A 19,628-nucleotide genomic window follows, 5' to 3' on the forward strand; every position below is an offset into this window, starting at 1 on the left:
GAAAAGGACATATCTGGCGAACACGAAACCCCCGAAACAAATGCTATTGCGATTGAATTGCAGCAGCCTAATGTTCGGAGGCAGTATTCGGGGCAAGATTCAAATATGGATATCGCCTATTCAGCGACAACGCAGGCCTCGACCAGCCTTTCGCGCAGCCATTGCGAAGCCGGATCGCGATGGCTCCGCTCGTGCCACAAGAGCCAGTATTCCATCGCGCCCAACTCTTGCGGAGCAAGGCGATAGGGGTTTCCGTGGATTGCCCCGTAATGCCGCGCCGCCCGTTCAGGCAGGGTCAGAAGCAGATCCCCCTCCACCAATTCTGGCGCGAGCGAGAAGTAGGGAGCGACAAGCGCGAGTTTGCGCCGCGACGAATGACAACCGAGCAGCTGGTTGATCCGGTCGAACCGCGCGTCGCTGACCGTCATGCCCAAATGCGGAAAGGCAAGATATTCGTCGAGCGTGAGGGGTTCGTCCGCCCCGCCGGACAGCGGATGCTCCGGCTTCATCATGCAGGCAAAGCGGTCGGAAAAAAGCAAATGGCGGTGCAATTGCGCGGGGTCGCTATCAAGCCCCGAAATGACCAGATCGACGGCACCGTCGGCCAGCGAGCTGTGCGCCGACCAGTCCAGCGGCACGATGTGAACCGATACGCCCGGCGCCTCTTCGCGGATTTCCGCCAGCGCCGGCCTTAAGACCGACAAGACGCCGTAGTCGGTCGAGCCGATCTGGAACCGGCGCTCCAGCGTCCCTGGATCGAAACTCTGCTGATGGATCACATCGGCCGTATGGACCAGCCACCGGTCAAGCCGATCGAGCAATTCCTCCGACCGCGGGGTCAGCACCATGCTATTGCCATGACGAACGAGCAGCGGATCCTTTAATTCGTCCCGCAAACGCGCCAGAGCGCGGCTGACGCTCGGCTGGCTGACGCCCAACGCCTCCGCCGCTGCGCTGACGCTCTTGGTCCGCAGCAACATCGCCAGCTTGACGAGGAGATTGGGCTCGATCGGTACATGCATGCCCACCCCGTAATGAGAGGGCTTCGCAATAGCAAGTTGCGTTGATTCGCGCTGCTTGCAGCGGCGCAGGTGCCCCGTATTGTACCCTCACGACTGCGACAGCGTTTAAGCAAGCAGATGCTTTGTGATCCGGTTCTGACCTTGCCTCCACCCGATGCCCCCTAGAAATGCGATTCGGCAGATTTCCGAGGAGTCCCGCCGACATTGATTTTAAATCAGCGCATTAAGAATACCCGAAAGGAGCATTGCACCAGCCCCGCCAGCTCATAGAATTTTCAGGATAAGGTGGGGTGCAAGCAAAGGGTAAGGATCGAGTCAGACGAACATACGACGATGCCGTCAATGGCTCCTGATGCGTTTGCGGGGCGATGTTCGTGCAACGGGCATGGACATTCCGATTTCCGGGGGGTGTGCATAGTGAATGCAAATCTTTCCATCCCGGCAGAAGCCAGCACGCTGGGTCCGCCCCGGCCAGAAGTGCGTGGCAAGTTCCTTTATGTGGATGCCCGCAAGTTCTTCGTCAAAGGCGTCACCTACGGAACCTTTGAAAAGAACTTGAGAACCGGCGATTTCCCCACACAGGATCGGGTGGATGCCGATTTCAGGGCGATGGCGGCCAACGGGATCAATTCCGTGCGGGTTTATATCGTGCCGCCCCGCTGGCTGCTCGACATTGCCCGTATGCATGGATTGCGCGTTCTGATCGGCATGCCTTGGGAACAGCATATCGCGTTTCTGAACGATCGCGGCACTGAGAAACGCATCTGCGACCGTCTGAGGAGTGAGCTGTCCGAGATCGTGGGCCATCCCGCAATCCTCGCTTATGCCATCGGGAATGAGATACCGGCGACCGTCGTGCGCTGGCACGGGGCGAAGAAGATAGAGCATTTTCTAGGCCGGCTGGCGGGCGTGGTCCGCTCGGTCGACCAGTATGCCTTGCTGACCTATGTAAACTTTCCCACGACCGAATATCTCGACCTGACTTTCGTCGATTTCGTGTCCTTCAACGTCTATCTTGAGGACAATGACCGGCTAACGGCCTATCTTGCGCGTCTTCAAAACCTTGCCGGCGAAAAGCCTCTGCTGATGGCCGAGATCGGGCTGGACAGCATGCGCAATGGCACGCAGATGCAGGCGTCGACGTTGTCGGCCCAGATCGAGACCGTTTTCGAGGCCGGAGCGATCGGAACATTCGTATTCGCGTGGACCGACGAATGGTATCGCAGCGGCGCCGAGATCACGGACTGGGACTTCGGCCTTGTTACCCGCGACCGGATACCGAAACCCGCCCTCCCCGCCGTGCGGCAGACATTTGCCCAGCTACCCCTGCGCGAGCGGTCATGGCCAAAAATGTCGGTGGTCGTGTGCAGCTACAATGGCTCCCGCCTGATCGGAGAAACCCTCGACCACCTGATGCGCGTCGACTACCCGGACTATGAAGTCATCGTGGTCAATGACGGTTCTACCGACGACACCGGGAAGATTGCAGCACAGTTCGATGTCACCCTGATCGAGCAGGAAAACATGGGGCTATCCGCAGCCCGCAATGTCGGGATGGATGCCGCGACGGGAGAATATATCGTCTATACCGACGACGATGCCTATCCCGATCCGCACTGGCTGAAGTTTCTGGCCCTGATGTTCGAGAATGGCCACGCGGCCTGCGGCGGGCCGAACATCGCTCCGCCGGAAGACCCAGACCTGGCCGAATGCGTCGCCAATGCGCCGGGTGGACCGGTTCAGGTCCTTCTGGATGACGAGTTGGCGGAACACGTTCCCGGCTGCAATATGGCATTCCGGGCCGATGCGCTGCGGGCGATCGGCGGTTTCGACCCGCAGTTCCGCACCGCGGGTGACGACGTGGACGCGTGCTGGCGCATAATGGACAATGGCGGCACGATCGGATTCGCGCATACTGCCGTCGTCTGGCACCACCGCCGCGCTTCGCTGAAAACCTACTTCAAGCAGCAACGCGGCTATGCCCGGGCGGAGTCGTTGGTCGCGCGTAAATGGCCGCAGAAATATAATGGCTCGGGCCACATGGTGTGGCACGGTCGCCTTTATGGTCGCGGCCTGATGCAATCGCTGACCGAGAGGCAGCGAATCTACCAAGGCACCTGGGGGCAGGCCCCGTTCCAATCGGTGTATCGCCAAGCGGACGGCGTGATGACATCGCTTCCGCTGATGCCCGAATGGTATTTCATTACTGGCCTGCTGCTGGCCATCGGCGCATTGGGCTTTGACTGGGCGCCCCTTCTGGCCGTTCTTGCACTTGGCGTGGTCGCCTTTGGCATTAGCCTGGCAATGGCATGGCGCGGGGCGCGCAAGGCCCGCTTCAACGTCGTCGCAGCAACTCCCAAACGCGCTTCCTCCTTCAAGCTTCGCGCGATTGTCTTCTGGCTATATCTTCTACAACCGCTGATGCGCCTGATCGGTCGCATCCGCTATCGGCTCGGCCCGTGGAGCAGCGGTCGAATCCGCCTGCTCCCCCTGCCGCTTGGCAGCGAAATGGCCGTGTGGTCGCCGCAATGGCATGCCCCGGAAGCCGTGCTGATGACCATCCAGGAGCGCCTGTTAGCCAATGGGGCGAACACCGCGCCCGGCAGCGATTTCGATGACTGGGACCTTGCCACCGGCCTGTCGATATTCGGCGAACTTCGCGTCAAGCTGATGGTGGAAGAGCACGGCCACGGTCAGCAATACTTCCGCGCCGGCACTTCGCAGATTTTGTTCACGCCCACGATACTGATCCTGCTGCTTCTCTATGCCCTGTCGGCAGGCGCCTTTCTTTCGGGTGCAGTGATCGCGGGAAGCGTTCTTGCGGCCCTGTCGCTCGGCCTGCTGCTCTCGACATGGTCCGCCCTGTCGAGCGCGACCGCAGCGTGGCGTGACCATGGCCGCCCTGTCCTTACCGCGCTTGAAAAGGGTTCTCCAGCGGATCAGCCCCACGACGTGGCAGGCTGATCATGATCGGGCGGAGGGAATTCACCTTACGCGACCGTCTGGGCCTTGTGGCCCCCGTCATTCGGACGCAATCCCACCATGTCGGCATGATCGTGGGACTATCCATCCTCGCAGCTTTGCTATCGGCGGCGTTGCCTTGGCCCATTAAGTTTCTGATCGACCATGCGCTAGGCAGTGACGCGCCGAGCGGGTCTTTGTCAGCTGCCCTCAACGGGTTGCAACCCGCCACTTTGGTGATCATTTCCGGGATTGCGCTCTTCGCCATCCATCTATGCATTTCGGGGACGGCAGCACTCCTCGACTGGTTCTGGGACGTTGCCGGCCAGCGGATGGTATACGATCTGACAAGCCGCACGCTCAACATATTGCAGCGCAAATCACTGACATTCCATATGCGCCAGACGCCCGGCGACCTGTTGAACCGTATTTCGGTGGATTGCTGGTGCGGGTACACATTCGCCTCGCAACTGCTGGTCACGCCGATGAAGTCGGTGCTCACCATTCTGGCGATCGCGGTGGCTGCTTGCACGCTCAGCATAACGCTGACGGCCATATTACTGCTGGTCACGCCGCTATTGGCCTTTTCGGTCTGGCACTTCGGCCCGACCATAAAGCGCATGGCGCATGAAAAGCGCGCTGCCGAAGCCGCTATTTCGCGCGAGACCGAAAGCGCGCTGTCGGCCATTCCCGTGGTCCAGACCTATACGTTGATCGATCGTAACATCAGGCGATACGACGAAAACAGCGCCCGAACGCTTTCGGCCGCGATCTCGCTCGCCTGGGACCAGAACCGGTTTACGCTACTGAACAGCGTGGCGTTTGCTGCGGCGATTGCGCTGATTACCTGGCTGGCTGCAGGGATGGTCAGGGATGGCTTTCTCAGTATCGGGGGCATGCTTGTTTTTCTCGCCTATATCGAAACTCTGAAAAACAATTTCCTGATCCTCCTGAATTCCTTTTCGGCGACGCGAGCCGTGGAATCCAGCATCGAGCGATTGCTCGAACTGTCCGTCGACGGTGAAGACATGCCCGAAAGACCGGGCGCGCCATCCTTGATATTTGCTTCGGACAATTCGGGACCTGAAATCGTCTTCGAACATGTCAGCTTCGCCTATGACGAACACGCACGGGCCCTGCGCGATATCAACATTCGAATTGCTCCGGGCGAAACGCTTGCCCTCGTCGGCGAAACAGGCGGCGGGAAGTCGACATTCAGCGCAATGGTCCCGCGTTTCTTCGATCCTCTCGAAGGGCGCATCACGATCGACGGACAGGATCTGCGCGATGTCAGCGTCAGCAGTCTCCGCGACAAGATCTCGATCGTGCTTCAGGATCCGTTTCTCCTCCCGCTCAGCATTGCCGAAAACATCGCTTTTGCGCGCGCGGGAGCTGGCCGGGAAGAAATCCGCAGCGCAGCCTGGGCCGCCAGCGCGGTGGATTTCATCGAGGCTCTGGACAATGGCTATGATACCGTCATTGGCGAAAACGGCCTGACACTGTCAGGCGGGCAGCGACAACGCATCGCCATTGCGCGTGCGTTACTAAAAGACGCGCCCGTACTCATTCTCGATGAACCCACATCCGCGCTTGACCCCGATACCGAGGAGAAGGTCGTAACAGCCATTGAACGGGTTGCCAGGGCGCGCACCACGATCGTCATCGCCCATCGCCTGTCGACGATCCGCAACGCCGACCGCGTCGCGGTGTTCGACAATGGCCGCATCGTCGAACTCGGCCGCCCCGCCGAACTGCTGGAACAGGATGGCAAATTCCGGCGCTATTGCGAGTTGCAGGATATCAGGATCAAGGCGGATCGCGCATGAACGACGGCACTGCCATCTTTCTCAAGAGCCTGCGTCAATATCCCGGGGCCGTCGCAGCCATTCTGTCGATGATCGCATTGCAGGCCGCCACGGTCGCACTTGTTCCCTGGCCGCTCAAGCTGATCATCGACAATGTGCTGGGCAATCTGCAATGGCCCGATGCGCTGGGCTGGATGGCGGGCATGGGCGTCTGGCTGGCTTGCGGAATACTTGTCGCCTCCGCATTCGCCTTTAGAGCGATAGGCCAGCTGATGACGGCTTGGCTGTCGGTTCTGACCCAGCAGACCAGTTCCGTGTTGAAGCTGACCCTCGCGCGGCGCCTGTTCGCGCACATGCTGGCTCTGGACCAGGGATTCCATGTCGAAGCAAAGACAGGCGATCTGACCCAGCGCATCACTTCGGATACCGCATTCCCCAATGATATGCTGACCGGGGTGCTGATTCCGGGGATCACGGCCTTCTTTACCTTGAGTTTCAGCGCTTTTGTCCTTGCGACCATGTCTCCCCTGCTTGCGATCATGCTCCTCGTGCTCGTAATGCCTGTGCCCTTCGTGCTCGCGTGGTTCCAGCGGCGGATCATTGAACGATCCTTTGCGCAAAGCGACCATATCGGGGGACTGATGGCTCTTGCCGGGCAAGTGCTGTCATCGGTGCAGGTCATCAAGAGCTTCAACCGCGAAGGTCAGACGGAGCGGGACTTTCGCCAACGCGCCGATGAAGTCGTCGATGCCGCCCTCGCCCTGAAAGCGCCGGCGGTGCAAGCCAATTTCATCGTCGGGATGATACAAGGCATGGCCATGGCAATCATGCTGGTGGCAGGCGGCCTGCTCGTGGTGCAGGGCGACGTGACCCTTGGCACACTTGCGCTATTGCTGGGCTATGTCCAATCCGTGCTGGGCCCTGTCGCATCGCTTTCCACCATTGCAAGCGCCCATGCAACGGCGCTGGGCAAGGCGCGGCGGATTGCCGTGATCCTCGATCGCAAGCCCGCCGTCCGCGACCGTCCGGATGCCCGTCCTCTGACCCGGCAGAGCAGGAGCCAGCTACCCCCCGAACTCTCTTTTTCGAACATCACATTCGGTTACTCCCCTGGCCGCCCCGTACTCCATGACGTCAGCTTCACCGTTCATCCGGGTGAGACCGTTGCACTGACCGGCCCCACGGGAGCCGGGAAAAGCACGATAGCCTCGCTCATAATGCGCATGATCGATCCGCAGAAAGGGACTGTCGCCATTAACGGTCAGGACATCCGCAATTTCCAGCTCGACAGCCTGCGCAGGGCGATGGGCGTCGTCCTGCAGGAGACATATCTTGTTCCCGGCAGCTTTGCCGAAAATATCGGACTTGGGCGCGAAGGGTTGTCACGGCCAGAAATCGAACAGGCGGCCAGGGATGCACAGGCGCATGGTTTCATCACCGCAAGCGCCGAAGGCTATGACACGTTGATCGGACCGGGCGGCAAGGGCCTCTCAGGGGGGCAGCGACAGCGCATTGCCCTTGCCCGCGCCATTGCCCGCGATGCCTCTATCCTGATTCTCGACGAACCGACATCAGCACTGGATGTCGAAACCGAGGCATCCATATTCGATGCCCTCGCCGCAGCGAGCCAGGGGCGCACGACCCTGATAATCGCCCACCGTATGTCGACCCTGAGCCTTGCCAATCGGGTGCTGCGGCTGGAAAACGGCAAGATCGCTGAAATCGCGTTGAGCGAGGCCACCTGCAAAATCGTCACTTAGTGGATTGAGCGGAAGACAAGATTCCGGTCGGGTAACCCGCCTGAGTTGCATCTTGCGACGGTGCGTCATGCGTATTTCAGGCAGTCTCAATTGAGCTTCATCAGGCTCTCACGCTCCATCCATGCGAGCGCTGTCGAGATGATCTCGTCAATGCCCGAATGGCGCGGTTCCCAGCCCAGGATTTCCCGGGCCCTGTCCGCGGTCGGATAAAGTTCTGGCGGATCTCCATCCCGCCTTGGAGCATGGATCAGCGGCACCTTGCGCCCTCCGACCCTCTCGATCGCGGCGGCAAGCTCGAACAGCGATGTGCCGACACCCGTGCCGAGGTTGAGCGCGACTGATGCGCCGCTAGCCATCAGATATTCGGCGGCACGTACATGCGCATCGGCAAGGTCGGTTACGTGCACGTAATCGCGCACGGCCGATCCGTCCTCGGTCGGATAGTCGGTGCCGAACAGGCTGAAGGACACCCGCCTGCCTGTCGCTGCCTCAAGCGCCAGGGGGATCGCATGGGTTTCGGGATCATGCGATTCCCCGATCTCTCCATCGGGATCGGCCCCTGCGGCGTTGAAATAGCGTAAGGCCGCCCAGGAAATTCCATGGGCGTGGGCGTAATCGGCCAACATTCCCTCTGCGATCAGCTTGGTCTTGCCATAAGGATTGATCGGCCGCTGGTCCGTATCTTCCGAAATGGGCATGGCAGACGGCACGCCATAGGTCGCGCAACTGGACGAGAACACGATCCGCCCCACCCCGGCATCCAGCATGGCATCGAGCAAAATGCGTGTGCCATTCACGTTCACGTCGTAATATCTGCCCGGATCGACGACCGATTCACCGACATAGGCGAGTGCGGCGAAATGCATAATGAGGTCCGGCTTATATAGCCTCATCACCTCCTTCAGCCGATCCGCGTGGCGGATGTCCCCCTGTTCCAATGGCCCCCATCGCACGAAATCGCGATGGCCGGTGGACAGATTGTCATAAACGACAACCTTGTGACCGGCGCCTGCGATTGCCTTGCAGGCATGCGAGCCGATATATCCTGCCCCGCCAGTAACGAGTATCTTCACGCAAGCCCCTTAACCCGTCTTATTCACGGGGTTGGCTACGAAGGGTTGGCGGGAGTGGCATAAGCCTCTGATCTGAATTAGGAACTGGGTGTCTACACCGGCCCTGCTGCAGGGCAGAAAATGCCACAGGCCACACCCGCCATGAACGACGATATCGCAAGCCCCTTCCGATTCCCAGCGGTCGACCGCAAGAAAGTCACAGCCGCGTTCGACGGTGGTCGGCTCACTTCGGACGGCGGCGTTCTGTTGCTGTCGCAGGCCGAGCGCGCGATGGGTATCTGCCAGCGGCTTGCGACTTGCATTGCCGATCCGCGCGATCCTGCGCGGGTGATCCATCGCCTCGACGACATCCTGCGTGCCCGCGTGTTCGCGATCGCCTGCGGCTATGAGGATGCCGACGATCTCGATGCCCTGCGCGACGATCCGGGCTTCCGCCTGGCCCTGGGCAAGCTGCCGGGATCGGGCGCGGGGCTGGCCAGCCAACCGACGATGAGCCGGTGGGAGAATGCACCGATCACGCGCGAGTTGGCGAAGATGCTGGCCGCGATGATCGACATCTACTGCGCCAGCTATCCGGCCCCGCCGGCGGCGGTGACGCTGGATATCGATGATACCTGCGATGTCGTCCATGGCTATCAGCAGTTGTCGTTCTGGAATGGTCATCATGGCGAGCGTTGCTTCCTGCCGATCCATGTCTACGACACCGCCACTGGCCGGCCGGTGGCGATGCTGCTGCGCACCGGCAAGACACCGTCTGGTGTTGAAGCTGCCGGTCACATCCGGCGCCTCGTGCGCCACATCCGCCGGCAATGGCCCGAAACGCACATCACCATCCGCGGCGACGGGCACTATGGGCGGCCCGAGGTCATGGCCGTCTGCGAGGGTTGCGGCGTCGACTACGTGTTCGGCCTGCCGACCAACGCCGTGCTACGCGCCGATCCCGAAATCGTCGTTGCCGCCGATGCCTGTGCGGTCAAACGCGCTCAGCGCCAGTACCCGGTCCTGCGCACCTATGCCGAGACCCGCTACGGGGCCAAAAGCTGGAAGTGCCAGCGCCGCGTCGTCGCCCGGATCGAGGCCAGTACGATGGGCATGGACATCCGCTATGTCGTCACTTCGCTGACCGAAGGCTCGGCCGAGCACATCTATGATACGCTCTACTGCGCGCGCGGTCAGGCCGAAAACCTGATCAAGCTGCACAAGACCCAGCTGGCCAGCGATCGCACCTCGTGCCGCTCTCCCAACGCCAATCAGATGCGCCTCATCCTGCACACCGCCGCATACTGGCTCCTGTGGCGCATTCAGCAGGAAATCCCCAAGGCAGCCTCGCTCGCGACCGCCGAGTTCGCAACGTTGCGCCTCAGGCTGCTCAAGGTCGCTGCCCGCGTCATTGAGAGCGCCACTCGCATCCGTGTCGCCTTCGCGTCAGCCTGTCCCGATGCCTCCGTTTTGAAAGCCATCGCCACCAATCTCAGGCCTGCACCTACTTAGGCGGTGCGGCTGTGCCGCCGAACTCCGAGCTCCATTCCATCAACCTCGAAAAGCCCATTGATCCTGACGCGGTGAAAAATGCCGTCGAAGACGCTCGCCCGGACTACGCCGCCAACGTCAGATCAAGGCCCATCCACTTCGCTGCTGCGGCCTCATGAATAAACCGGGTTAATGCGCCTTGCGAGCCGGCTGGGCCATTGCAGTCCGAAAATATTCGAACGTCCGCAGAAGTCCGCCATGCAGCGGAATTGCCGGTTCCCAGCCCAGTTCTCCTTTGGCCAGGCTGATATCCGGGCGCCGACGCTGCGGATCGTCGGGCGCGGCAGGCAGGCAATTGATCGCGGTGTCCACGCCGCCGTACTCCAACACCAATTCGGCCAGTTCGCGGATCGTGAATTCGCCCGGATTGCCCAGATTGATCGGCCCGGTTCCGGCAGTATCGGAGCGCATGAAGGCGAGAAATCCGGCGATCAGATCATCGACATAACAGAATGATCGGGTCTGCTCTCCGTCACCATAAATCTCGAGCGGCTGTCCATTGAGGGCCTTCACGATAAAATTCGAGACAACGCGGCCGTCGTCCGGGTCCATGCGCGGACCATAGGTATTGAAGATACGCACCACCCTGATCTCGACACCGAAGCAGCGGTGGTAATCGAAGCATAGCGCCTCGGCAGCCCGCTTGCCTTCGTCATAACACGCGCGCGGACCGACCGTGTTCACGCAGCCCCTATAGCCCTCGTGCTGGGGATGCATCTCGGGATCGCCATAGACCTCGCTGGTCGACGCCTGAAAGAAACGCGCTCGGCTGGTTCTCGCGACATCCAGCAGATTGCGGGTTCCCACAACGCTGGTCATCATCGTGTGGACAGGGTTCGCCTGGTAACGTGGCGGCGACGCCGGGCAGGCGAGGTTCCAGACCTCGTCGACTTCCATTTCGGGAAGCGGATCGCAAACGTCATGCTCAATGAAGGAAAACTTCGGATTGCCGACAAGATGCTGAATGTTCTGGAACCGTCCTGACAACAAATTGTCCAAGCAGAAAACTTCGAGCCCCTGCTCGATAAGGCGGTCGCACAGGTGGCTACCAAGAAAACCGGCACCACCAGCAACCAAAGCACGATTCTTGACGACTCGCATCACCCGCACCCCCACGATTTGAGTGTAGCCTGGGTTAAAAACCAGACTGCGGCGACCCGACTGGAAACTTACGTCACGAATTTACATTAGAGCGGTTTTCGACCGATTTGAATCGATGAGGGATTCCCACCAGGTGTGATTTCTGATTCAGAATCCGTGCTGGTGAAGGAGGCCAGCATGGATGGGCCAACCTCTTTCGATGGATTTGCGTTCTCGGCTTCTGGCGGCAGTGGATGGCGGTATGAGTTGCCGCGCTGCTGCGGCCCGGTTTGGCGTTGCGCCTTCGACGGCGATCCGCTGGCGGGTGCAGCGGCGCGAGACGGGCGCCTTCGCGCCGAAGCCGCAGGGTGGCGACATGCGATCTCGCCGGGTCGAAGAGCGTGCGGGGGACATCCTCGCCATCTGGGAAGAGCGCAAGGACATCTCGCTTGAGGAACTTCGCCTGGCGCTGACCGAAGTTGGCCTGACCGTCTCCGTGGCCGGGCTGCATCGCTTCTTCGCGCGCAGGGGGATAACGCGCAAAAAAAGACTGGCCATGCAATCGAGCAGGACCGGCCCGACGTCCTGAAGCAGCGCCGGGAATGGTTCGAGAGCCAGATCGATCTGGAACCCGAACGCCTCGTGTTCATCGACGAGACGTGGACCGCCACCAACATGACCCGCAGCCATGGCCGCTGCCCGAAAGGCGAACGGCTGCGGATGGGTTTCCCGCACGGCCACCGCAAGACCACGACGCTCGTCGCCGGTCTACGCTTGACCGGCATGGTCGCGCCGATGGTGCTGGACGGTCCGATCAATGGCGACTGGTTCGAAGCCTATGTCACTCAGGTGCTCATTCCCGAACTGCGTCCCGGCGACATCGTCGTCATGGACAACCTGTCGAGCCACAAACGTGCGGCGGTGCGGGAAAAGATCGAGGCGGCAGGCGCGACACTGCGCTTCCTCCCGCCCTACAGCCCGGACTTCAATCCGATCGAGAAGGCCTTCTCACGCCTCAAGGCCATGCTCCGCAAAATCGGCGAGCGAACCGTCAGTGGCCTCTGGGACCTGATCGGCAAACTCGTCGATATCTTCCAGCCCGGCGAATGCGCCAACTACTTCAGCTCGTGCGGTTATGACCCGGAATGATCGAAAACCGCTCTAATTTTCGAATTATGGTCCGATTGTTAGAAATGTATGTGCCGTATTTTCGATGGTCAATCGAACCGGATTGACCTGCGTGAGTGCAGATGGCGCACTACCTCGTCCTCGCTCGAATATTCCGTTATTTCTTAAAAACTTCTGTTAACCATTCTTGATTTTAGCCCTTTTGGACTAATTCCAAATCTTTAACCGCCCTGACAACAGCGCCCATCGCGTCCACAGCGAAGCCTGAAACAGGACCGTTCGGGGGAGCGCGACGGACCGGTGTAACCAGACTTCTACGCACTGCCGTGTGGAAGGCCGACATCCGCCAGCGATCGAGCGCTTGGCCAGCCGCGCCGAAAATCGAGCCGGCTTCGGCCATTTCATCGCATGCCTGGATCAATCCCTGAACCGACCCTCTTCCGTTCTCGGAGTATCCGCGACTTCCGCAGCGACAAGGCAGGTTTCTCGATCAGGTTCCACGACAGATAGGCAACGACCAGGGCAATGGGCAAGCAAACTGCAAAGAACGACCAGCCATTCCAGCCGTCGCCAATGAAGTGGCGCACGATCTGCTGCACAGGCCAGCCGAAGATGTAGAGACCGTATGAAAGATCCCCGTACCGCCCCCAGTTCCCGAAATTGGGCGCGCTGTCGTACCCCAACCAGAGGGTCGGATAGGCCGCGAGTAGCGCGAAAACATCTGCCTTTCGCTCGGGCATAAGCCCGACCGTGGAATGATCGACGAACTGCGAAGAGATGCTGAGTGCCGCCAATATGAGAGCGATCCGTCCGTCAGGCTTGTGGCGCTGGAACAGGAAATAGCAGAATGAACCCGCGAAAAACCCTGGCGCCGCCAAGCTTAACCCGGTTTATTCATGAGGCCGCAGCAGCGAAGTGGATGGGCCTTGATCTGACGTTGGCGGCGTAGTCCGGGCGAGCGTCTTCGACGGCATTTTTCACCGCGTCAGGATCAATGGGCTTTTCGAGGTTGATGGAATGGAGCTCGGAGTTCGGCGGCACAGCCGCACCGCCTAAGTAGGTGCAGGCCTGAGATTGGTGGCGATGGCTTTCAAAACGGAGGCATCGGGACAGGCTGACGCGAAGGCGACACGGATGCGAGTGGCGCTCTCAATGACGCGGGCAGCGACCTTGAGCAGCCTGAGGCGCAACGTTGCGAACTCGGCGGTCGCGAGCGAGGCTGCCTTGGGGATTTCCTGCTGAATGCGCCACAGGAGCCAGTATGCGGCGGTGTGCAGGATGAGGCGCATCTGATTGGCGTTGGGAGAGCGGCACGAGGTGCGATCGCTGGCCAGCTGGGTCTTGTGCAGCTTGATCAGGTTTTCGGCCTGACCGCGCGCGCAGTAGAGCGTATCATAGATGTGCTCGGCCGAGCCTTCGGTCAGCGAAGTGACGACATAGCGGATGTCCATGCCCATCGTACTGGCCTCGATCCGGGCGACGACGCGGCGCTGGCACTTCCAGCTTTTGGCCCCGTAGCGGGTCTCGGCATAGGTGCGCAGGACCGGGTACTGGCGCTGAGCGCGTTTGACCGCACAGGCATCGGCGGCAACGACGATTTCGGGATCGGCGCGTAGCACGGCGTTGGTCGGCAGGCCGAACACGTAGTCGACGCCGCAACCCTCGCAGACGGCCATGACCTCGGGCCGCCCATAGTGCCCGTCGCCGCGGATGGTGATGTGCGTTTCGGGCCATTGCCGGCGGATGTGGCGCACGAGGCGCCGGATGTGACCGGCAGCTTCAACACCAGACGGTGTCTTGCCGGTGCGCAGCAGCATCGCCACCGGCCGGCCAGTGGCGGTGTCGTAGACATGGATCGGCAGGAAGCAACGCTCGCCATGATGACCATTCCAGAACGACAACTGCTGATAGCCATGGACGACATCGCAGGTATCATCGATATCCAGCGTCACCGCCGCCGGCGGGGCCGGATAGCTGGCGCAGTAGATGTCGATCATCGCGGCCAGCATCTTCGCCAACTCGCGCGTGATCGGTGCATTCTCCCACCGGCTCATCGTCGGTTGGCTGGCCAGCCCCGCGCCCGATCCCGGCAGCTTGCCCAGGGCCAGGCGGAAGCCCGGATCGTCGCGCAGGGCATCGAGATCGTCGGCATCCTCATAGCCGCAGGCGATCGCGAACACGCGGGCACGCAGGATGTCGTCGAGGCGATGGATCACCCGCGCAGGATCGCGCGGATCGGCAATGCAAGTCGCAAGCCGCTGGCAGATACCCATCGCGCGCTCGGCCTGCGACAGCAACAGAACGCCGCCGTCCGAAGTGAGCCGACCACCGTCGAACGCGGCTGTGACTTTCTTGCGGTCGACCGCTGGGAATCGGAAGGGGCTTGCGATATCGTCGTTCATGGCGGGTGTGGCCTGTGGCATTTTCTGCCCTGCAGCAGGGCCGGTGTAGACACCCAGTTCCTAATTCAGATCAGAGGCTTATGCCACTCCCGCCAACCCTTCGTAGCCAACCCCGTGAATAAGACGGGTTAACGTCCACCAGTTCATATAAAAATAATCGAACACACTGAAATATAGGAGATAGTTTAATTGATTAAAAACAAAAAATATCAGCGATATGGCGATTACAACTTTGGCACGTAATATTCTAAGCAATCCTAGAATGGCCACGAATATATAAAGAAGAACCTCAGCCTGAATTGTCCACAATACGCCATTCATCACTCCATTCAGATCCGAATCGCTTTGATAGAACGCAACTCCGCTAATCCAGTATTCTTCGTAGTCAAAGTGAAGCGCATTATTCAGCGCCCACCATGTTTCACCCGATCTGAAATAATCCACCGGCGCTTGCACAGCCAAGAGCGGAACGACAACAAGTGTCACGATCAATATGCTGGCCAGATAGGCAGGGTAAATTCGAAGAAAGCGTTTCCAGAAATAGCTGGCACCGCTTGAACTGGACAGCCAGCTTCGGGTGACCAGAAATCCGCTCAAAATAAAAAATACCTCGACCCCATAACCCCCAAGCCCAAGAATAAAGCCCTGATACTTGTCCGGGTCGTTGACCTCGGCGATCAGAAACCCATGGCTGAACAACACAGCCACCGCCCCGATAAGTCGAAGTGTATCGAAGTTACGATAATGGACCTTTGCTTTAACGGAAGAGATCTCAATATCGGACATATTGTTGAACGCTCCGAACGTGGCGACCCCAAAATTTTACCTCAGGCGTTTAGAGACAGCATTTATTCTAAAAGCACTATAATCAAACTTCGCGGGAAGAGATTACTCCAGCTATCGAGAAGTGATCTTTCCGTGATCGCCGGCGTCCCGTTATCATCGGAAAACTCCCAGCAACTTACCGACCTACCAGGCTTTCCGCAGGCTGATCCCGACGGCGTTCGCAGCATCCGTCCATCCAACCTCTCGACGCCGCAACACGGCAGAAGCGCGATCGTCCACATAATAGTCGCGCATGGTCCGCGAACCACGCAGCCCGATGTTCGTGAACAGGCGAAGGGTGATTTCGCCATCCATTTTGTACCGGATGTGGGCCTGCAATGTCTGGCTATCCCGGCTTCGAACCAACTCCGCGACGCGATACTCCTTTGACGGAGCCGAGACGGAATATTCCAATCCCCAGCTGATACCCGTTTCCGCAAAATCCTGCGTAAAACTGATCGTCGCGGCGACCGGACTCTGGCCGGAAATCCGCCGCTTTTCGCCCGTAATCGGATCGGTAATGCGCGACCAGCTACCGATCGCCTCACCCTTCAAGATGGCATTGTCCAGGCCCACCATCCCCAAGGGTAGCGAGACATTGGCGGTCAGTTCGGTCAGTCTGGCCTTACCGACATTGCCCTGAGCGTTGAATCCCCCCGGCAGCACAAGATTGTCGATTGCGTTGTCGATCCGCTCGTGCAGCAGGGTAAGCTCTACCGATCCCTCCTTGCCGAAGCGCCGCTCGGCAGATGCCTCGAATTGCCAGGACCGTTCCGGGACCAGGGATGCATCACCCGCATTGACCAGTTCGGTATCCAGCGCGGCAGATGCAGCAAAGCCGGTCAGGCTCAGCTGTGCCACTTCCCTTTTTACCGACGCGCGGATCGTGGTGACCTTGTCTGGCGTATAGGTGGCCGTGAACTGCGGCTTGAAGAAGGTGAAGCTCTGCGCCTGATCCAGGTCATCGAAGTTCACTGAAATCCGGGATATGTCGAGGGCGCCGCCGGCCACGATCGTCAGCTTGCCACCGCCCCGCCACGTCGCCTTTGCCAGAAACAGGCCGCGATCCTCGCTGATGTCGGCCCGTGCCAGCGGGATGGGAACTTCGAATCCGTTGGAGGTGAGCGAATAATCCTGCTCTGCCCGATTGAACGAGCCCTCTCCGCTTATGTCCAGGGTGACGGCGTCTCCGATCTTCTGGGTCAACAGCAGGCGCGCATTGGTTTGCTCTATCCGGAACCGGCTGGAGGATCGGGAGACATAGTACGCGTCTGCATAATCGTCGTCGGTGCGACTGATCGACAGGCTGTGCATCGCAGTAACCGTCAAGGTTGTAGCCGCACCCAGCGGGCTTTCGACTTCGATGCTGATATCGGTGAAATCGGTCTTGCTGTCGGTCAAATAGGCCCACACGAAATCCGATCCATCGACGACGTCGACATCGCCCCGTATATCCGACCTGTCGTTGGAGCCGGAATAGCTGGTATTTGCGTTAAGCCGTGCCTGCCCGATATAGATTTCAGCGCCCCCGGACGCATTCGCACCCCGACTGACATAGCGTGTGCGCATGGCTTCGGTCTGCTGCAGCGCCCCGGACGGGAGGAAGGTCTGCTGCCCCGATCGCGAGTGCCGTCCATCGTAATCGAAATAGGACGCAGACAACTGGGCGGTATCCCCGTTGCGCCGCATGCCTGCATCGACGCTAAAGGTCGCGCCCAGACGGTGGTCGATATATTCGACCTCTTCCTCAGCCACGAGCCATGTTGAACCGGATGAACGGCGGATCACATTGGCCACCATCTGCCAGCCATAAAAATTGATGCCGGGTGCCGATCCGCGCAAGACCTCGATTCTCTCGACATCGGTGGCCGGAATTCGTTCGAGCACGGCCGAGATCGAACCGCCGCGCGAAAGCGGGTAGACGCTGTCGATCAGGACATTGGGTTCATTTCCGGTGATCCCGCGTATATTGGCGCCACCGTCGATGGTAAATCCCGGCAGGCGTTCAACCATATCGAGAGCCGTGACCGGGTTCTGGCCTGCGAAGAATTCGGCCGGATAAACGGTAAGGGCTGCATCATCGGACGCCTGAACCTGATCGTCAGTCCCGGGACCATCCTGCTCCATATCCTGGGCTGCAGCGGTACGAGGCCACATCTGTGCGATCATCGCAAGCGCCAGGCAAGCATGCCACGCGCCGAAGTACCGACGATGATCCAGAGCAGCTTCTCCATGCAGCGCCGAGCCCGCTTTGATGACAGATTGTCGCACCCCCACTCCCTCAAAAATCAGGCGGCGGGCTTTCCGATCCCCTCTCCCGCAAAGCGGTAATCAATCTGCGACAAATCGACCGCCCCGATGCTCAGCGCGGTCCTTCGACAATACGGCTGTACGGCCAAAAACTGCGCTGTCTGGATCGGTTTGTAGCACGGAATTGGGCGCCCCATTGACGGAAACGCACCAATAACCCCTAGGGGGAAGATCGACCGTTGGCCCCATACCTCCAATTAGCGGTAGACTTGGCGGCGACGAAGGCAGCTATTTTCGGGTGATGGCACGCTCGGCTCCTTTGCTTGCACCCCCCCCGTCACCACCACGGGTCAGCATCGGTTTACCGGTATTCAATGGTGCCAATTATCTGCAGCAAGCCATTGATTCTATTCTCAATCAGTCCTTTACCGATTTCGAACTGGTCATCGCGGACAATGCGTCGACCGACGCAACACCCCGGATCATCAAAGAGGCCGCAAGCAGGGATTCTCGCGTGAAGCCCATTTTCGGCACAGAGAACATCGGGGCTGCACCAAATTACACACGCGTGTTCGAAAACTCTTTTGGAGAGTATTTCAAATGGGCGTCCCATGACGATGTGTGCAGCCCGCACCTTCTCGAAAAGACAGTCGCCGCACTGGATTCCAATCCGAAACTTACAGTGGCTGCAGCTCGGACCGACACGATCGATCAGGACGGAAAGTTCCTCTTCGCATATGAACCGCTTGCAGGCTTTACTTCCGACGATCCGGCCGTCCGGCTCGAAACGGTCTTCAAGCTGAGCGGAGACATTTATTACGTCTGGGGCCTGATGCGGCGCCATATGCTTGAAGAGACTGGGCTGCTCGGCTCATTCATCGGCCATGACAGGGCTCTCCTTGCCAATCTGGCCATGGTCGGTCCCTTTTGGTGCAGCAAAGATATCCTGTTCCACATGCGAGAGCATGAAGACCGCTCTATCCATCGGCACAGCTGGCGCGATCCGGAGCAGTCGATGAACTGGTACGATCCGTCAGCGAAGCAGGCCGGCAAGCAGCCAACCTTGCGGTTGTTTCGGGAATATGTTGCCTCTCTGACCAGGGCGAAGCTTTCACCATCCGACAGCATACGCTGCGCGCTGGTGATGAAAGATTGGTGCAAGACGCAGGCCCCTTCGCTTCGGAACGAGCTTAGCGATGTGCTGTCTTCAAAGGCATTTCCGGCGTCATTGCTTGCCCCCTTGATAGCCCCTTCCAAATACAGGCTTGAAAGGCTCATGCCCCCCGGATCGAAAATCATCCTGATCGACGACGAGAAGGCGGAGCTACTGATGCTGAGAGGTCGAAGTTTTCTTCCGTTTCTGGAAAGAGACGGTCGATATTACGGCCCTCCGCCTGATGAGGCGACCGCGATTACCGAGTTGGAGCGCATGCGTTCAGAAGGGGCAGAATTTGTCCTGTTGGCTTGGACGTCCTTCTGGTGGCAGGACATCTACCCTGACCTCTTCAGCTATATGAAGGTCAACTGCGCGGAAATCTACAAAGACAAGAACTTTCGGGCCTTCAAATTGTGATGAGGTCGAACCGTGACGATCCCTTCACAAGCAGCAAATTGCTCATTCCGCTTAAGGCGGTGTCAGAGCAAAATCAGACCGTGCCATCAAGAACATCCGGAAGGATGATTGCGACGATGCCCGCTGCCCACAGATTTGCCGGACAGTTTGAAGCACGCATGAGAACGGCGGTGCAAAATTAGACCACGGTAGCGGCGGCGAAGTGCTGCTGCGGGCGGC

Annotated in this window: 13 protein-coding genes; 6 read left to right on the forward strand and 7 right to left on the reverse strand. The window is 59.5% G+C overall.

The features are described 5' to 3' along the window. Positions 1–116: 116 nt before the first annotated feature. Positions 117–1,022 (reverse strand): LysR family transcriptional regulator, encoded by a 906-nt coding sequence (locus LOZ77_RS07010; RefSeq protein WP_230281458.1) that lies wholly within the window; start codon positions 1,020–1,022, stop codon positions 117–119. 417 nt (positions 1,023–1,439) lie between these two features. Here LOZ77_RS07010 and LOZ77_RS07015 point away from each other — a divergent pair, with 417 nt between their 5' ends. The 3 genes from LOZ77_RS07015 (at position 1,440) to LOZ77_RS07025 (ending at position 7,548) form a co-directional block, all read left to right on the forward strand. Next, positions 1,440–3,986, forward strand: a complete 2,547-nt coding sequence (locus LOZ77_RS07015) for a glycosyltransferase (RefSeq protein ID WP_230281459.1) — start codon at positions 1,440–1,442, stop codon at positions 3,984–3,986. Positions 3,987–4,072: 86 nt separating this feature from the next. Then, positions 4,073–5,809, forward strand: a complete 1,737-nt coding sequence (locus LOZ77_RS07020) for an ABC transporter ATP-binding protein (protein WP_230281795.1) — start codon at positions 4,073–4,075, stop codon at positions 5,807–5,809. Then, the gene (locus LOZ77_RS07025) at positions 5,806–7,548 is read left to right on the forward strand and encodes an ABC transporter ATP-binding protein (RefSeq protein WP_230281460.1); all 1,743 of its coding nucleotides are present in this window, start codon (positions 5,806–5,808) and stop codon (positions 7,546–7,548) included. Before LOZ77_RS07020 ends, LOZ77_RS07025 begins: the two co-directional genes overlap by 4 nt. A gap of 86 nt (positions 7,549–7,634) precedes the next feature. On the opposite strand, the gene galE is transcribed toward LOZ77_RS07025, so the two are convergent. Then, the gene (gene galE, locus LOZ77_RS07030; RefSeq protein WP_230281461.1) at positions 7,635–8,621 is read right to left on the reverse strand and encodes a UDP-glucose 4-epimerase GalE; all 987 of its coding nucleotides are present in this window, start codon (positions 8,619–8,621) and stop codon (positions 7,635–7,637) included. 141 nt (positions 8,622–8,762) lie between these two features. On the opposite strand from galE, the gene LOZ77_RS07035 reads away from it, so the two are divergent. Beyond that, on the forward strand, positions 8,763–10,112 hold the full coding sequence (locus LOZ77_RS07035) for an IS1380 family transposase (protein WP_169749280.1): 1,350 nt from the start codon (positions 8,763–8,765) through the stop codon (positions 10,110–10,112). A gap of 168 nt (positions 10,113–10,280) precedes the next feature. Here LOZ77_RS07035 and LOZ77_RS07040 read toward each other — a convergent pair whose 3' ends face one another. Then, positions 10,281–11,267, reverse strand: coding sequence for a UDP-glucuronic acid decarboxylase family protein (locus tag LOZ77_RS07040; RefSeq protein ID WP_230280508.1), 987 nt, complete (start codon positions 11,265–11,267; stop codon positions 10,281–10,283). A gap of 166 nt (positions 11,268–11,433) precedes the next feature. On the opposite strand from LOZ77_RS07040, the gene LOZ77_RS07045 reads away from it, so the two are divergent. Further along, a protein-coding gene (locus tag LOZ77_RS07045) for an IS630 family transposase (RefSeq protein ID WP_230279141.1) occupies positions 11,434–12,380 on the forward strand; the annotation gives its coding sequence in 2 pieces (ribosomal slippage) (positions 11,434–11,770 and positions 11,770–12,380; 948 coding nt in all). Positions 12,381–12,760: 380 nt separating this feature from the next. Here the strand turns inward: LOZ77_RS07045 and LOZ77_RS07050 are convergent. The 4 genes from LOZ77_RS07050 to LOZ77_RS07065 form a co-directional block, all read right to left on the reverse strand. Then, positions 12,761–13,237, reverse strand: a complete 477-nt coding sequence (locus LOZ77_RS07050) for an acyltransferase (protein ID WP_230281462.1) — start codon at positions 13,235–13,237, stop codon at positions 12,761–12,763. 174 nt (positions 13,238–13,411) lie between these two features. Beyond that, positions 13,412–14,761 (reverse strand): IS1380 family transposase, encoded by a 1,350-nt coding sequence (locus tag LOZ77_RS07055; protein WP_169749280.1) that lies wholly within the window; start codon positions 14,759–14,761, stop codon positions 13,412–13,414. A 78-nt stretch (positions 14,762–14,839) separates the two neighbouring features. Next, on the reverse strand, positions 14,840–15,547 hold the full coding sequence (locus LOZ77_RS07060) for an acyltransferase family protein (RefSeq protein WP_230281463.1): 708 nt from the start codon (positions 15,545–15,547) through the stop codon (positions 14,840–14,842). Between the two features lie 183 nt (positions 15,548–15,730). Beyond that, the gene (locus LOZ77_RS07065; protein ID WP_230281464.1) at positions 15,731–17,743 is read right to left on the reverse strand and encodes a TonB-dependent receptor; all 2,013 of its coding nucleotides are present in this window, start codon (positions 17,741–17,743) and stop codon (positions 15,731–15,733) included. 394 nt (positions 17,744–18,137) lie between these two features. Here LOZ77_RS07065 and LOZ77_RS07070 point away from each other — a divergent pair, with 394 nt between their 5' ends. Beyond that, positions 18,138–19,409, forward strand: coding sequence for a glycosyltransferase family 2 protein (locus LOZ77_RS07070; protein ID WP_230281465.1), 1,272 nt, complete (start codon positions 18,138–18,140; stop codon positions 19,407–19,409). Positions 19,410–19,628 lie beyond the last annotated feature (219 nt).

Origin of the sequence: Croceicoccus sp. Ery15, assembly GCF_020985305.1 — a bacterium.
Taxonomy (GTDB): Bacteria; Pseudomonadota; Alphaproteobacteria; order Sphingomonadales; family Sphingomonadaceae; genus Croceicoccus.